Raw genomic sequence first — 16,167 nt, forward strand, 5'->3', positions numbered from 1 at the left:
CTCACTAAACTAAAAGCCCATTTTCTCTTTAATGTTGCCTGTTTTGTACAGGAACTTGCCGTAATCTATCAGGTTATCGATAGGGGTGCGTTGAAACAGGTCGAACGTTACGTTTACGCCTTTTTCAATGGCTTCGTCGGTTTTCTCGAACCCGGCCGAGTTATCTTTCACCCAAAAGTTAAGCACAAAACCAAACTGTACCCAAAGGGCGTCTTTGTAGCGTTTGGCAAAAAACTTACGGTCGGATAGTTCGCCGCTTTCTAAACCTTCGTTCAGTATTTCGCCTGCAAAATTCTCGAATATGTTTTTCAGCGGTTCAAAAACTTCAGGGGTACTAAAACCCCTTGGCTGCTTTTTAAGACTATATACCGCGAAGCTGCGGCTGCTTTTCAGCAACTCAAAGAAACCGTAAAAGAAGGATAATGCTTTTTCGCGCGCGCTGTATTGCGCCCATACTTCCTGGCCTTTTATTTCGGTAAGGGTTTTCTTCGCGAAATCGGCCCATATATTTTGCTCCACCGCGTCGAACGAACCGAAATAGCGGTAAAATTCTTCTTCGGTAAGCTCATTCTTTTTGGCAAAAACGTAAACCGATTTGGGTTGCTCACCTTCGGTTAACACATGATCTATATATGCTGCTTGTATGCTTTCAATGGTAGCCATAGCTTTTGGTTTAAAAATACAATATAAAATTACTACTTATTAATCAATGTAATTGTCATACCTGTATATAATTAAACGACTGATGCAGTGCTATATTACAGCCAATTTTATAAAAGAATAAAATGCCATGGCTGCATCTGTAAAAAGTTAAGTAAATTCGCAAGTATCACATCAGCAAGCACAAAACACACTCCAAAGCACAACCTGCCGCATAAAATATGCGAAGTTTGCAACAAGCCTTTCAGTTGGCGAAAAAAGTGGGCTAAATGTTGGGCGGATGTCAAATATTGCAGCGAACGATGCAGAAGAAATAAATAAATCGCATTTTTGTTGAACTGCACAAAAGTTAATTCCCCTGTTACCGATGAGTGAACGAACTATTCTGGTATGGTTTAGAAATGATTTGCGGGTTCATGATAACGAAATATTGTTAGAAGCCACCCGCAAAGCTGATAAGGTATTACCGGTTTTTTGTTTCGATCCGTTCTATTTTAAGCAAACCGAAACCGGCGGTTTAAAAACAGGCGGTTTCCGTACCCGTTTTCTTATCGAATCTGTTGCCGACCTGCGTAATAACCTGCGTGCCCTTGGTGCCGAGCTTATTATCCGCACAGGCGATCCCGTAGAAATTATCCCGCAATTGGCTGCCGAATACCAGGTTAACGAGGTATATCATCACCGTGAGGTAGCTTTTGAAGAAACTGCCATATCCGAACAGGTAGAAGCCGCCTTGTGGAAAACAAGGCTCAATCTTAAGCATTTCATCGGGCATACGTTATACCATAAAGAAGACCTTCCCTTCCCGATAAAGGATATCCCGGACAGCTTCGCGGTATTTAAAAAGAAAGTAGAGCGCGACAGCAACGTTCGCCCCGTAGCGGCTACGCCCGAGCAGATCAGCACTCCGGAAATTACAGATGCCGGTGAACTGCCCACATTGCAGGATCTGGGTTTGGAAGCTCCGTACGATGACCCACGTGCTACCATGCAGTTTACAGGCGGCGAAACCATAGCCCTGCAATACCTTAACCAATACTTAACTAATAAGGAACCGCTGAACAGCAAAGCGGCCCGCAATCCACAAATTGTAGCCGAAGCTTCGTCGAAACTGTCACCATGGCTGGCCTTGGGTTGCATTTCGCCACGACAGGTTTATTGGGAAGTGGTTAAGCACGAACGCAGCAACTCGCACAATAACCCATTGATCACCGAATTGCTTTGGCGCGATTATTTCCGTTTCATGTTTAAAAAGCATGGCCGTAAATTCTTCAATTCCGAAGGGTTTAAGACTGAGGCGCCTGAAACAGGCACTAATCAGGACAAGTTATTTAAGCAATGGCAAACCGGCAATACCGGCGTACCTTACGTTGATGCCGCCATGCACGAACTTAACGCCACCGGCTATATCAACAATTATAGTCGCCAGGTTGTAGCGGGCTATTTAGTACGCGACCTTAAGGTAGACTGGACACGCGGCGCTATTTATTTCGAGGAAAAACTGATAGACTACTCCCCCGCCAGCAATTGGGGCAACTGGGCCTTTGTAGCCGGCGTAGGCAACGATCCGCGCGATAACCGCAACTTCATTACCCGCACCGCCGAAGAGCTGGAAACCAAAAGCGCTTTTATTGATACCTGGTTATCTGTAAATGAAACTACCGCCGCTTGATTGGGTTGTAGGTTGTGTGTTGAAGGTTGTATGGGGTTTCAGCATTAAAATCTAATTTACAGCTAATTGTCATTGCGAGGCACGAAGCAATCGCGTCGCATTCTGCACTTCCTACATAAACCATCGTCATTGCGAGGAACGAAGCAATCTCTACTTAGGTTTAGCTTGTGTTGTGATTAACGTCAGTCTGCTCTTGGCCTCCGTAGCTCTGCCCGCTTTCGCCCGAAGCTGTTTGCTGACGTGAGGGGCGTCTCTGCTCTCTACTGTCGCGAGTTTAGCATAGCGTAACTCGTGACATAGCATGGCGTAAGCTTTCAGCTTACTAATTGACGCAATGGAATAGCGGCTGGAGGCCGCGTAATAAAGTCACTCGGCTGGAGCCATAGCGACTGTGGTGGCAATCCACTTTGACAACTTTTTAAAAGTTGTCAAAGTTTCATTCATGCATTAAGCCTCACCTAAATCCTCTCCAAAGGAGAGGACTTGTCTTAGCATGTTTCATATTTTCACACACATACCGGAACCCCGATACTGAAACCCCAAACCTGTTCCCCACAACTTACAACACACAACACACAACACACAACTCAAACTCCTAAGCGTGCTCCATACCGTACTGTTTCAGTACGTCGGCGGGTACGCCGGTCCATTTGGTTGGGGAGTTGCCCAGGTAGCCGATGTCTTTATAACCTATTTCGCTGGTAAAAAAGCCGGTGGCGGTAAGGTCGCGCATGCGGTTGAAGAAGGCTACGCCTTGCTGCATATCGTATTTCGCTTTTTTAGGGTAAGCGATCTGGTCAATCATTTCAATACGCTGGTGCGATGTGCACTCGGTAAAGGTAGCGTTATAACGGCGCAGGCATTGCAGATCGAGCCAGCGCAGGCCACCTCTCAATGGCACCTGGTGATCAGGCATATCCTTCACTATAAACTCTATAAACTCGGGCACCTTGGCATCAGTAGCACTGCCCGATTTTTCGTCTTTAGGTATAATAATATCTACCAGTACCGTTATAGTTGCCATTTCGGTAGCGGTAAAAAACTTTTGAGCGTTAAGCGCCTTATCGCGTTCGGTTTCCCAGGGCTGGCGGGTTTCGTCGGCCGTTTCCTCTGGCTTTGGTACCGATGCGGTGGTATCAGGCGTTACTACTTTCTTTTCTTCCTTGCCTTTACAGGCTTCGAGCAATAAACCGGTAGATAATGTACCGAAGCCTATAGCTTTTAACGAATCACGTCTGTTCATAAATAATTGATTTATGTTATACGTTTAGTTTCTTACGTTGTTCTAAAATATACTCGGCGGTACGCATTGAGAGGGCCAAAATGGTCCATGTAGCGTTCTTATCGCCCTGTTGCACAAACGGCGCGGCATCCACCACAAAAAGGTTCTTGCAATCATGCGCCTGGCTCCATTTGTTAAGTGCCGATTTTTTAGGGTTATCGCCCATACGCACGGTACCCACTTCGTGGATGATCTTGCCGGGAGCTTCCAGACCGTAATTGGTATCGGCACCTTGCGGTTTAAAACCGATAGCACCCATGTTGTGCATAATTTCGGCAAAAGTTTCCTGCATGTGTTTGGCTTGCTTCACCTCATCGGGTGCCCACTTATAATGGAAACGCAATACCGGGATACCGAATTTATCAACCACTTCGGGGTCTATTTCGCAATAGTTATCCTCGCGGGCAATAGCGGTACCACGCCCGGCCATCCAAACACCGGTGCCGTAAAAACGACGATAGTCATCCTTCAGCGAAGCACCATATCCGCCTGCTTCTTTCATTTTACCATCGCGACCGGGTACAGTACCGTTCATCTCATGCATACCCGATGTAAACCCGTACGATGGCATACGCATGCCGCCGCCGTATTCAATATGGTATCCGCGAGGGAAATCGAGTTTTTTATTATCCAGCCACCATGGCGAGTAAATGTGGATACTACCCACACCATCTTCATTGTAACGTTTACGATCAAGCAATTGCGGAAGAAAACCGCCACCGCTTGACCCGGTTGAATCATGCAGGTATTTACCTACCACACCGCTACTGTTGGCCAAACCACCCGGGTGTGCCGGTGATTTCGAATTGAGCAGCAAACGTGCCGATTCGCCGGCGCTGGCGCCTAATATTACAATTTTGGCATTCACCTGGTACTCCAGCATATCCTCCTTATTAATATAGGATACGCCTGTGGCCAAGCCGTTCTTATCGGTAAGTACCTCGCGCACCATGGCGTTTGATATTACCTGTAAGTTGCCGGTTTTCATAGCCGGTATTACCAGGCACGATGACGACGAGAAATCACCATAGATTTTACAGCTGCGGCCGCATTGTCCGCAAAAGAAGCAGGCGCCACGGTCTTTATTACCCGGCAACGCCTCTGTTAACACCGAGCCACGGCTCGGGATAACGGTTACACCGGCTTTCTGCGCGCCTTTCTTTATAAACAGTTCGTTCAGGCGCGGCTTGGGTGGCGGTAAAAATATACCGTCGGGTTCGTTCTCTAAACCTTCAACCGTACCAAACACCCCAATCAGGCGGTCAACTTTATCGTAAAAGGGTTTTATTTCATTGTAGGCGAAAGGCCATGGTTCGGTAAGGCCATCCTTGGGTTTAAAATCAAGCGGCCCCATGCGTAATGAGATCCGTCCCCAGTGGTTGGTTCGTCCGCCCAGCATCCGCGAGCGGAACCATTGAAACTCCGTGCCATTTTTGGTAGTGTAGGGCTCGCCATCCAGTTGCCAGCCGCCAAAGGCCGCGTCGAAGTCGCCGAATGGCCTTGTTGTGCCTGCCCCTCTTCGTGGCGATTCCCAGGGGAACTTCAACTGCGATGAGTTTTTTGCCGGATCAAAGAACGGCCCGGCCTCCAGCATTAATATTTTTAAACCTGCATGCGCCAAAACATAACCGGCCATGCCACCTCCGGCACCTGAGCCAACAACTATGGCATCATACGTAACCGTTGATTTTTTAATTTGAAATTCGCTCATAAACCTCTCCCCATCTCCCTTTATAAGCAAGGGCATAATTGAAAAACCCTATGGTGTTTTTAAGGCATCATAGGGTTTTGAGTATTTTATAATTGTTTTACCTTGATATTGCGATAGGATACTGTAGCGCCGTGATCTTGCAAGGCTACGCGGCCTTTTTTGTAAGTGGCAAAATCAGGGAAGGATTTAAACTTGCTGCCAGCAACCAGTTTTTTCCAATTATCATCCCAAAGGCCAACGTTAACTACTTTGCTGCCGTTCATCCAAAAAGTAAGCTTGCCATCTTTTTGGCGAATCTTTACTGTATTCCACTGTCCGGCAGCATTAGCCGCACGGGTTGGGGCAATAATATCATATAATGAACCGGCCAGGTGGTTTGGCTGTTTGTTATCTTCGGCTTTAACATCGTCAAGCACCTGCATTTCAATACCTGTTAGGTACGATGCGCCAAATTTAGCATCTTCATGTACATCGAAAATAATACCGCTGTTACCGCCTTCGGCTATTTTCCACTCTAATGATAGTTCGTAGTTTTCGTATTCACCATCGGTAGTAAGGTCGCCACGGCCTTCGGCACCCGGGGTAAGGGTTAACGCGCCGTCAGTAACTTTCCATGATTCGCCAACTGTAGTTTGGTTATAAGTATGCCAGCCTGTAGTGGTGGTGCCGTCAAACAATAATACCCAGCCGTCTTTTTTTTCTTTAGCAGTTAAAGTATTGGGGGCCTGTGCTAATACCGTACCCGAAGCCGAAAAAGCAAGAATGCCTAACAATAGTTTTTTCATGTTATATTATATATATCTAATAAATGTAAGATTAATGATTTTAGGTGCCGGTAAATATATTGCTTTTTTATTTACACCCTATATTAATTGTATAACACCTTGTAAAAATATGGATACTATTTGGGGAGATGAGTGGCGGGGTTCGGGGTTTCAGGTTCGGGTGGTTGGGTTACGGAAATCAGGTTTGTGGTTCCGGTGATTTATATTATATATGTATCGATAATTACCTAAAAGAAAATGCGAGCAAAAATATTTTCACATGAAATGTGCATAGGCACTACAGAATTACATTTAGGAGATGAAAGCATGGGATGTTTATACGGAGAGTTTTTGCCTACGGAAGATTACTACAACAATATTCAGAAAGCTGTTTGGAAATTCAACTCGACACGGAAACCCAATTATTCAAAATGGCTTGCCCTAAACTTTAATATCCGGCTTGATAATGGCTATTTCCTTTTCGCGGTAGGCGGCATCGCTATTGATGATGTTCAGCAATTGCAAAGTGAGCCAAAACGAATTGATATTGCCGGCGTAGACAGGCATGTAATTGAAGATTTTTTTCTCCGGCCCACCGCGGAGTTTTTTGTGGAAAAACCATGGGAGGCAATCTCAATTGAACAAAAGATTGCATTTGAACACGAGCTAAAGGCCGAATTAGGCACAGATGGTGAGAGTACATTCTTTGGGCTTTTTAACGTAAAGACAAACAATCATATTTTATCTGGCTTTGACGTGGCTGCATTATGCACCGATTCAAGAAATGATGATGTATTATTCGTAACCAGAAAACAACACTCTGATAAAGAATTTGCTGTTGTGCATTTAACATGGCGAGGAGAAAAAGAAGCAGACAATTATCCCAAGACCGAATTTTATAACAGTTTCGAAGATTTTAAACACAAAAGGATGTACCCCGATAAAGCAGACTGGGAATAATAAAAGAGTGGCGAGGTTCGGGTGGTTCAGGTTTGATGATTGAGGTTCGGGTAGCCGGGTGATTTTATTGGCTAACCGTAATCATCTTCAACCATTATAATAAACTCCTCCCCGTTGGGTTAAAGTATAGTGATACATTATCTGAAAGAATAAAATTTAAGCTAAATCATAAATGACCGTAATATGTTAGGTTAAACAGATGATTTACAAATTAATTTTAAGGTTTGTAATACGATATGTTTACTTTTGCACTGTTTTAAAGACTATAATTAAATGAGTGGCCTGGATTATATAAATAGCGGAAACGCAGCCTATATTGATTCTTTATACGAAACATATAAACAAGACCCTGAATCGGTAGATTTTGGGTGGCAAAAATTTTTTGAGGGGTTCGACTTCGGTAGAGGATCTGAAGCCCCGGCAGTAAGTGCAGAAACTCCTGAGCATTTTTTGAAGGAGATCAACGTACTCAACATGATAGACGGGTACCGCCACCGCGGGCACCTATTTTCGAAAACCAACCCTGTACGCGAGCGCCGCAAGTACTTTCCGGGCAAAGAACTGGATACTTTTGGATTGAGCGAAGCTGATTTGGACACCACCTTTAACGCGGGTGTTGAGGTAGGCTTAGGCCCGGCAAAGCTGCGCGACATTCACCTGTTGCTTGAAGAAACTTATTGCGGTACCATTGGCGCCGAGTACAGGTATATTCGCAACCCTATCAAAATCAAATGGTTTGAAGATCGTATGGAGAAGCAGCGCAACAAGCCTGCATTTTCTGTTGACGATAAAAAGCTGATGCTGAACAAACTTAGCCAGGCGGTTATCTTCGAAAACTTTTTGGGCACCAAATTCCTGGGCCAGAAACGCTTTTCGTTAGAAGGTGCCGAGGCGATGATACCAGCGCTTGATTCGGTTATACAAAAAGGCGCGCAGTTAGGTATCGAAGAGTTTATCATCGGTATGGCGCACCGCGGCCGTTTGAACGTGCTGGCCAACATCATGGAGAAAACTTACAAAGAGATCTTCTCGGAGTTTGAAGGGAAGAACTATGATTCTGACTCTCCATTTGGCGGCGACGTAAAGTATCACCTTGGTTTTTCAACCGACGTATCGGCAGCCAACGGTAAAAAGGTACACTTAAGCCTTTGTCCTAACCCATCGCACTTAGAGGCGGTTGACCCGGTTGTAGAAGGCCTAACCCGTTCAAAAATCGACTTTAAATACAAGGGCGACCATACCAAAATAGCTCCTATATTAATACATGGTGATGCCTCAATAGCCGGCCAGGGTATTGTGTACGAGGTATTGCAAATGGAAAAGCTTGATGGTTACCGCACCGGTGGTACTATCCACATTGTTATTAACAACCAGATAGGCTTTACCACCAACTTTAAAGATGCCCGTTCAAGTACTTATTGTACTGATGTGGCCAAAACAGTGCTTTCGCCGGTTTTCCACGTTAATGGTGATGATGTTGAGGCCCTGGCCTACGTGATCAACATGGCCATGGAATACCGCCAGATTTTCCACGACGACGTATTTATCGACATACTTTGCTATCGCCGTTATGGCCATAACGAGGCTGATGAGCCTAAGTTCACCCAGCCTGTATTATACAAAGCCATTGAGGCGCACCCTAACCCGCGCGAGGTGTATTTGAAAAAGCTGATCGCTGAAGGTAGCGTTACCGAGCAATTTGCCAAAGATGCCGAAAAGAAATTCCGCGACCTGTTACAAGGTCAGCTGAACGAAGTAAAAGCGCAGGATAGGTTTACAGATACTATCCCGATGTTTGCCGGTGCCTGGGAAGGGCTTCACCTGGCATCAGACAGGGAATTGCACGTACCTATCGATACCTCGGTACCTGAAGAGGAACTGCTGGAGATAGGCCGTAAATTAACCGAACTGCCAAAAGATAAAGTGTTCTTCAAAAAAATTGAAAAACTGTTTGAAGACCGCAATAAAATGGTAACCGAAACCCACGTGTTCGATTGGGCAATGGGTGAGCTTTTGGCCTACGGTAGCTTGTTGAAAGATGAGCACCCGGTAAGGTTAAGCGGTGAGGATGTTAAACGCGGTACTTTTTCGCACAGGCACGCGGTGTTAACACTGGCCGAATCTGAAGATGAGTATACCCCGCTTACCACCCTTGGTGCCAAAGCAGAGTTTAATATTTACAACTCCTTGTTATCTGAGTATGGTGTGTTAGGTTTTGAGTACGGCTATGCCCTTGCCAACCCTAACGCGTTAACGATATGGGAAGCCCAGTTTGGCGACTTCTTTAACGGCGCGCAGATCATTATTGACCAGTACATTGCCAGTGCCGAAACAAAATGGCAGCGTGGTAATGGTTTGGTAATGTTGTTGCCGCATGGTTACGAAGGTCAGGGACCGGAGCACTCATCGGCCCGTGTGGAGCGCTTTATGGAGCTTTGTGCCGATAATAACATCCAGGTGGCTAACTGTACCACCCCGGCCAACTTCTTCCATATTTTACGCCGTCAGATGAAACGCGATTTCCGCAAACCGCTCATCATCTTTACACCGAAGAGCTTATTGCGTAATCCTAAATGTTCATCACCGCTGGAAGACTTTACCAAAGGCAAATTCCAGGAACTGATTGATGATAACTACGCCGATGTTAAAAAGGTAAAACGTGTATTGCTATGTACCGGTAAAGTATATTACGATCTGCTTGAGAAACAACAAACAGACAAACGTAAGGATGTAGCCATTGTACGTGTAGAACAGCTATACCCAACCCCGGTACACCAGATATTAAAGGTTAAGGCTAAATACAACAAAGCCAAAGAGTTTATATGGGTACAGGAAGAGCCTGAAAACATGGGTGCCTGGCCATACATTTGCCGTAAGTTCCATAACGATACGGTGGTTAAGCTCGATATTATATCGCGTATTGAGGGCAGCAGCACCGCAACCGGTTATGCCAAACAGCACGCCGCGCAGCAACTGTACATCATCAACAAAGCTTTTGAAACACAAGGCAGCAAAGATGTTAAAGCCACTATAGACAAAACAACCAAAAAAATGGCCGAAGCCGGCGCAGATTGATCAGTGGCGGGTAACGGGGTTCGAGGTTCGGGTGAGGACAAACATGCCCTTACAGGAACCTCGAACCACACCACACGAACCAGATAAAAAGAGAACACTACAACTAACATACTATGAGTTTAGAAATAAAAGTTCCGCCGGTAGGCGAATCAATTACCGAAGTAACCCTGTCGAGCTGGATCAAAAAAGATGGCGACCAGGTAGCCATGGACGAAGTAATTGCCGAGTTAGAATCAGACAAAGCCACCTTTGAGCTTACTGCCGAAAAAGCCGGAACTTTAAAAACAATAGCTGCTGAAGGTGATACTTTAGCTATAGGCGCTGTAGTTGCCAGCATTGAAGATGGCGGCGCTGCTGAACCTGCTAAAGAAGCCGCACCGGCAGTTGAAGCTGATAAAGCCGACGAGTCTGCACCATCTGCCCCTGCACAGGTTGCCGAAGCAGCACCTGCACCGGCCGCCGCTACAGGTAGCACTTTAGAAATTAAAGTACCTGCCGTGGGCGAATCAATTACCGAAGTAACCCTTTCGCGCTGGATCAAAAAAGATGGCGAAGCCGTTACTATGGACGAAGCCATTGCCGAACTTGAATCAGACAAAGCTACCTTTGAACTTACTGCCGAGCAAGCCGGTACATTAAAAACCCTGGCTAACGAAGGTGATGTATTGCCTATTGGCGCTTTAGTAGCCAGCATATCAGGCAGCGGTGCTGCACCTGCTGCACAACCTGCCGCGGCGCCAACTGCTGCCCCGGCCGCAACTGCCGAGGTATCAAAAGAAAAAACTTACGCGTCGGGTACTCCATCGCCTGCCGCAGCCAAAATATTAGCCGAAAAAGGTGTTGACGCTAAAGGCGTAGCCGGTAGCGGTGTTGATGGCCGCATCACTAAAGAGGATGCCATTAACGCACAAAAACCTGCTGCAACGCCTGCGCCTGTTGCCAAACCGGCCGCTGCATCGGCTCCTGCTGCCGCCCCTGCAAAAGCAGGCGAACGTGGCGAGCGTCGCGAAAAAATGTCGTCGTTACGTAAAACAGTGGCCAAGCGTTTGGTTGCCGTTAAAAACGAAACCGCCATGCTTACTACCTTTAACGAGGTAGATATGTCGCCGATAATGGAGGTGCGTTCTAAGTACAAAGATAAATTTAAAGAGAAACATGGTGTAGGCTTAGGCTTCATGTCGTTCTTTACCAAAGCAGTTACTGAAGCCCTTAAAGAGTGGCCTGCCGTAGGTGCCCGTATTGATGGTGAAGAGGTAGTTTACAGCAACTATGCCGATATTTCAATAGCAGTATCAGCCCCTAAAGGCTTGGTGGTTCCGGTGATTCGCAATGCCGATACCCTTAGCCTGGCCGAAATTGAGAAAGAAGTAGTACGCCTGGCGGTACGTGCCCGCGATGGTAAATTAGGCATCGACGAAATGAGCGGCGGTACATTCACCATTACCAATGGTGGTGTATTCGGTTCAATGATGTCAACCCCTATCATCAACGCGCCGCAATCGGCCATATTAGGTATGCACAACATTATTGAGCGCCCGGTTGCCGTAAACGGACAAGTGGTTATCCGCCCGATGATGTACGTAGCCCTGTCATACGATCACCGCATCATTGACGGCCGCGAATCTGTAAGCTTCCTGGTACGTGTTAAACAACTGCTGGAAGACCCTACAAGGTTATTATTAGGCGTATAATTAACGCTAACTGAATATCGAAACAGGCTGTTATTTTTAAATGACAGCCTGTTTTGTTTTGGAGGGGTTTATAATACGGATTAATATCGCCGCGCCTCTCCTGGGCAATTTGCGTCATTAAATTAGTCGCCCTATTTGATTAGATTTGCTTGGATATGTTTGAGGTTTTTGAAAAGTACTTACGCGGATGGGTTGATATTTCAGATGAAGAGCTGGAAGTGATCCGCGCGGCAAGTACCGAAAAAAACCTGCGAAAATGGCAATCGATCCTCCACGATGGCGAAGTATGGAAGATCACCTGCTTTATCACCAATGGCTGTTTCCGGTTGTACCGCTTCGGCAAGGATGGCACCGACCATACTCTACGCTTTGGTGTGGAGAATTGGTGGATAAGCGACCAGGAAAGCTTTAATCACGAAACACCATCCGAGTATAATATTGAAGCATTAGCGGCAAGTACCGTCATCATCTGGACCAAAGAAAAATGGCTGGAATTAATGGCGACTATCCCCGCGCTTAAATTATTCTACGAGCGTCTTTTAGCCAATGGCTACGAAACCAGCCAGCGGCGTATCTACTCGTTGATCAGCAGTTCGGCAGAAGAGAAATATCTTGAATTTCAGAAAACCTACCCAAGTATATTTAACAAAGTGCCATTACACATGGTCGCTTCCTATTTAGGTATATCCCGCGAAACCTTGAGCCGCATCAGGAAAGATTTTACTAAACACAAGTAAACCTTCCGGATTGCTCCGAAAGGCTTAAAGATCAATTCGCGTTTCATCAAGCAATAGGGTGAAGATCGCGAACCGTGCTCACGTTTTCCAGCAGGGAAGCAACGTGTAAAATAGTTGCCTCTGCCAGCCAGTTGCCTACTATCTGTACGGCGATAGGCAATCCTTCCTTACTCGTACCGAAACGCATAGCTATACCGGGCAGGCCGGTGATGTTAAGCGGTACTGTTGCCCCTTGCAGATACGTCACGTTTACTTTTTGGCCATTGATAATAAACTCTTCTTCGCCATGCTTATGTGCCGGGATAGGTAGCACTGGCGTGAGCAGCACATCGTATTTCTGAAAATATCCGGCAAAGCCGTCCCGAAGACGTTCCGCTGCCTGCTCGGCACCAATAAAGTCTTTCATTGAGGTATCTGGCAGCGAAAGCATCGTTTTGGCCATCTTGTAAATTTCATCCTCGCTTCTGCCGGCTGTCGCCTCTCTGAATGCTTCCTTCATTTCCATCACATGCAAAAGGTTAAACACATCAAGTGCAAAATCGCGTTCAAGTGCCTGGATGCGCACCGGTTCAACAAACAGCCCCATCCCCTTTAACGCATTAGCTGCCGCCTCAACCGTTGCTGCCACTTCCGGGTCTACCGGACCGAAACCGGGTTCAACCAGCCAGCCTATCCGAAGCTGGCGATCAGGGAAGTTACTTATTCCGCCATCAAAGCGGATGGTACTTGTGGCAAACCCGTCAAGGCCGTCGGGACCGGCAAGTACAGAGAATGCGAGTTCGAGATCACGAATGCTGCGCGCCATCGGCCCCACATGCCAAAAGCGGCGCGGCACCCGCGGCCAAACTCCCGTCATCGGTATGCTGCCATGCGTTGGCTTAAGCGACATGATGCCTGTTTGAGCCGCCGGACCGCGTACGGAGATAGCGAGATCAGTACCCAAACCAAGTGGCGACATGCCTGCCGCTATCGCTGCTGATTCACCACCGCTTGAGCCGCCGGGCGTACGGGTCAAGTCCCAGGGATTATTTGACCTGCCGCTAAGGAGGTTATCGCTTTCAATCCAGTAAGAAAATTCCGGCAGATTGGTTTTTGCCAGCAGAATACCGCCTGCCTTTTTCATTCGCGCTACACTTGTGGCGTCTTCGTCGGGAACGCGCCCTTTGAAAATGGGCGAGCCACGTTGGGTAAGGATCTGTGCGGTATCAATCGAATCTTTTACGGTAAACGGCACTCCATGCAAAGCGCCTAATTCGTCACCTCTTAAAACGGCAGCTTCTGCTGCCTTAGCTTCCCGAAGCGCGTTATCCGCGACGGTGACTATCGCGTTAATATCCGGGTCGACCACTGCAATACGATCAAGATGCGCCTGCATTACTTCAACCGGTGAAATTTCGCGGGTGCGTATCATTTTAGCCAGTGTGCTTGCATCCTGATAATAGATAGGGTCTGTTTTACTGTTTTGCGTTTCCATATACTTTAAATTTTGTTCAAAAATGTGGTCGCCTGCTCATCGGGCGACTGAACAAATGTGGGTACAGATCCGCACCCAAAAAGAAGTCATATAACACAATTTGACGTTGACATTTGTCACGCTTTTTGGGTGTTTATAGTAAGTAAACAGATATTCTCCGCATGCGGCGTGATCTCCGCCCGTAATATTTATCACACAAACTACATCCCCTTCGCTAATTATTAAATAATTGGTACTTTGGTGCATTAACTGTAACCCTCATAAATTTTAATGATGAAAAAGTTTACCACTTTATTGTTATTGGCATTGTGCTGTTGTAATGTGCTCTTCGCGCAAACAGACTATGTTAAAGACCACTTTACCAAAAAGGATGTGTACATCACCATGCGCGATGGTGTAAAACTGTTCACCTCTATCTATACCCCCAAGGACGCTACGGCGAAAAACAAGTACCCGATAATGATGCAGCGTACCTGCTACAGCATTGGCCCCTACGGCGAAACTAAATATCCTTACCAGTTAGGCCCATCGGCTTTAATGATGAAAGAAGGCTACATTTTTGTTTACCAAGATGTACGCGGCCGCTACAAAAGCGAAGGCACCTGGACCAACATGACCCCGGCTATCGACAATAAAAAAAGCAAGACCGATGTTGACGAAGGTTCTGACACTTATGATACTATCGACTGGCTGATCAAGAACGTTACCGGTAATAATGGTAAAGTTGGGCAATGGGGCATCTCGTATCCGGGTTTTTATACCGCGGCGGGCATCCTCTCTAACCACCCGGCGCTGAAGGCGTCATCGCCGCAGGCTCCTATATCTGATTTCTTTTTTGATGATTTTCACCACAACGGCGCTTTCATTGAAGGTTACTTTTTCACCTTCCCGGTGTTTGGTGTGCAAAAAAAGGATACCACCAGCAAATCGTGGTTTACCGACAAAATGTTTAACGCCGGTACCCGCGATGGCTACCAGTTTCTGCTTGATCTTGGTCCGCTTAAAAATGCCGATAAATACTACAAAGACAACTTTTTTTGGCAGGAAACCATTAACCACCCCAACTACGATGATTTTTGGCAGAAACGTGGTTTGCTGAAACACTTCGGCAAAGTAAAACCCGCGGTAATGCTGGTAGGCGGCTGGTTCGACGCAGAAGACCTTACCGGTCCGCTGGCTATTTATAAAACAATTAAAAAGAGTGATCCATCGGCGTATAATACCATTGTGATGGGGCCGTTCGGGCACGGGCGCTGGTCGCGCGAAACCGGGCATACCCTGCACAGCAACGTTTACTTTGGCGATAGCATCGCTACCTTCTACCAAAAGGAAATTGAAGCAAAATTCTTTAACCACTTTTTGAAAGGTAAAGGCGATAAAAATTCGGGCCTGCCTAACGCCTATATGTACAACACCGGCAAAAAAGAATGGGCTACGTTTGATAAATGGCCTGTACCTACTGCCGAGCATCGCAAATTATTTTTAGGTGCCGATGGTAAATTGGCCGGCACGCAACCGGGGACAGCCGCTTCAGTTGATTTTGTGAGCGACCCGATGAAGCCGGTTCCGTATACCGAAGACAACAGCACCACCATGGGTTTCACCCCGCATAATTACATGAGCGAAGACCAGCGTTTTGCAGGCCGTCGCCCCGATGTGCTGGTATACCAAAGTGAAGTACTTACCGATGATGTAACCCTTGGCGGCGAAATTATGGCACACCTTAAAGTGGCTACCACCGGCAGCGATGCCGACTGGGTAGTGAAACTGATAGACGTATACCCGCCCGACGAGCAGAACCATCCGTACATGCCTAACAAGAACATCATTTTGAGCAATTACTGGCAAATGGTACGTTCGGAAGTAATGCCGGCACGTTTCCGCAATAGTTTTGAAAAACCCGAAGCTATGGTTCCCGGCCAAAAAACCGATGTTAACTTTCAATTACAGGATGTACTGCATACCTTTAAAAAAGGGCACCGTATTATGATACAGGTACAAAGCACCTGGTTCCCTATTGTGGCGCGTAACCCGCAAAAATTTGTGGATAACCCATACAAAGCCAACGAAAGCGATTATATAAAAGCCACACACCAGGTATTTAATGATAGCTATATTGATGTAGAAGTATTAAAATAATG

At 46.5% G+C, this 16,167-nt stretch carries 12 protein-coding genes; 7 read left to right on the forward strand and 5 right to left on the reverse strand.

All coding sequences use genetic code 11. From position 1 onward, the window contains the following. Nucleotides 1-9: 9 nt before the first annotated feature. Entirely contained in the window at nt 10-663 is a 654-nt protein-coding gene (locus AC07NA_RS20000) for a TetR family transcriptional regulator C-terminal domain-containing protein (RefSeq protein ID WP_494899280.1), read from the reverse strand. 87 nt (nt 664-750) lie between these two features. Here AC07NA_RS20000 and AC07NA_RS20005 point away from each other — a divergent pair, with 87 nt between their 5' ends. Beyond that, complete coding sequence (locus AC07NA_RS20005) at nt 751-981, forward strand: DUF2256 domain-containing protein (protein ID WP_494899281.1); 231 nt, start codon at nt 751-753, stop codon at nt 979-981. A 46-nt stretch (nt 982-1,027) separates the two neighbouring features. Next, complete coding sequence (locus tag AC07NA_RS20010; protein ID WP_494899282.1) at nt 1,028-2,332, forward strand: DASH family cryptochrome; 1,305 nt, start codon at nt 1,028-1,030, stop codon at nt 2,330-2,332. A 595-nt stretch (nt 2,333-2,927) separates the two neighbouring features. Here AC07NA_RS20010 and AC07NA_RS20015 read toward each other — a convergent pair. From AC07NA_RS20015 to AC07NA_RS20025, 3 genes are all read right to left on the reverse strand, one after another. Beyond that, nucleotides 2,928-3,575: a gluconate 2-dehydrogenase subunit 3 family protein gene (locus AC07NA_RS20015; protein WP_494899283.1), complete on the reverse strand. Its 648-nt coding sequence runs from the start codon at nt 3,573-3,575 to the stop codon at nt 2,928-2,930. 16 nt (nt 3,576-3,591) lie between these two features. After that, on the reverse strand, nt 3,592-5,325 hold the full coding sequence (locus tag AC07NA_RS20020; protein ID WP_494899284.1) for a GMC oxidoreductase: 1,734 nt from the start codon (nt 5,323-5,325) through the stop codon (nt 3,592-3,594). 86 nt (nt 5,326-5,411) lie between these two features. Next, nucleotides 5,412-6,110 (reverse strand): 3-keto-disaccharide hydrolase, encoded by a 699-nt coding sequence (locus AC07NA_RS20025; protein WP_494899285.1) that lies wholly within the window; start codon nt 6,108-6,110, stop codon nt 5,412-5,414. A 237-nt stretch (nt 6,111-6,347) separates the two neighbouring features. On the opposite strand from AC07NA_RS20025, the gene AC07NA_RS20030 reads away from it, so the two are divergent. The 4 genes from AC07NA_RS20030 (at nt 6,348) to AC07NA_RS20045 (ending at nt 12,552) form a co-directional block, all read left to right on the forward strand. Continuing rightward, nucleotides 6,348-7,049: a hypothetical protein gene (locus AC07NA_RS20030; RefSeq protein ID WP_494899286.1), complete on the forward strand. Its 702-nt coding sequence runs from the start codon at nt 6,348-6,350 to the stop codon at nt 7,047-7,049. A 273-nt stretch (nt 7,050-7,322) separates the two neighbouring features. Continuing rightward, on the forward strand, nt 7,323-10,124 hold the full coding sequence (locus AC07NA_RS20035; RefSeq protein ID WP_494899287.1) for a 2-oxoglutarate dehydrogenase E1 component: 2,802 nt from the start codon (nt 7,323-7,325) through the stop codon (nt 10,122-10,124). A 113-nt stretch (nt 10,125-10,237) separates the two neighbouring features. Further along, nucleotides 10,238-11,815: a 2-oxoglutarate dehydrogenase complex dihydrolipoyllysine-residue succinyltransferase gene (gene odhB, locus AC07NA_RS20040; protein ID WP_494899288.1), complete on the forward strand. Its 1,578-nt coding sequence runs from the start codon at nt 10,238-10,240 to the stop codon at nt 11,813-11,815. Between the two features lie 155 nt (nt 11,816-11,970). Beyond that, nucleotides 11,971-12,552, forward strand: coding sequence for a Crp/Fnr family transcriptional regulator (locus AC07NA_RS20045; protein ID WP_494899289.1), 582 nt, complete (start codon nt 11,971-11,973; stop codon nt 12,550-12,552). Nucleotides 12,553-12,598: 46 nt separating this feature from the next. Here AC07NA_RS20045 and AC07NA_RS20050 read toward each other — a convergent pair whose 3' ends face one another. Further along, complete coding sequence (locus AC07NA_RS20050) at nt 12,599-14,026, reverse strand: amidase (protein ID WP_494899290.1); 1,428 nt, start codon at nt 14,024-14,026, stop codon at nt 12,599-12,601. Between the two features lie 270 nt (nt 14,027-14,296). Here AC07NA_RS20050 and AC07NA_RS20055 point away from each other — a divergent pair, with 270 nt between their 5' ends. Continuing rightward, nucleotides 14,297-16,165 (forward strand): CocE/NonD family hydrolase, encoded by a 1,869-nt coding sequence (locus AC07NA_RS20055; RefSeq protein ID WP_494899291.1) that lies wholly within the window; start codon nt 14,297-14,299, stop codon nt 16,163-16,165. Nucleotides 16,166-16,167 lie beyond the last annotated feature (2 nt).

Source organism: Mucilaginibacter sp. GW821-FHT07G05 (assembly GCF_059418565.1).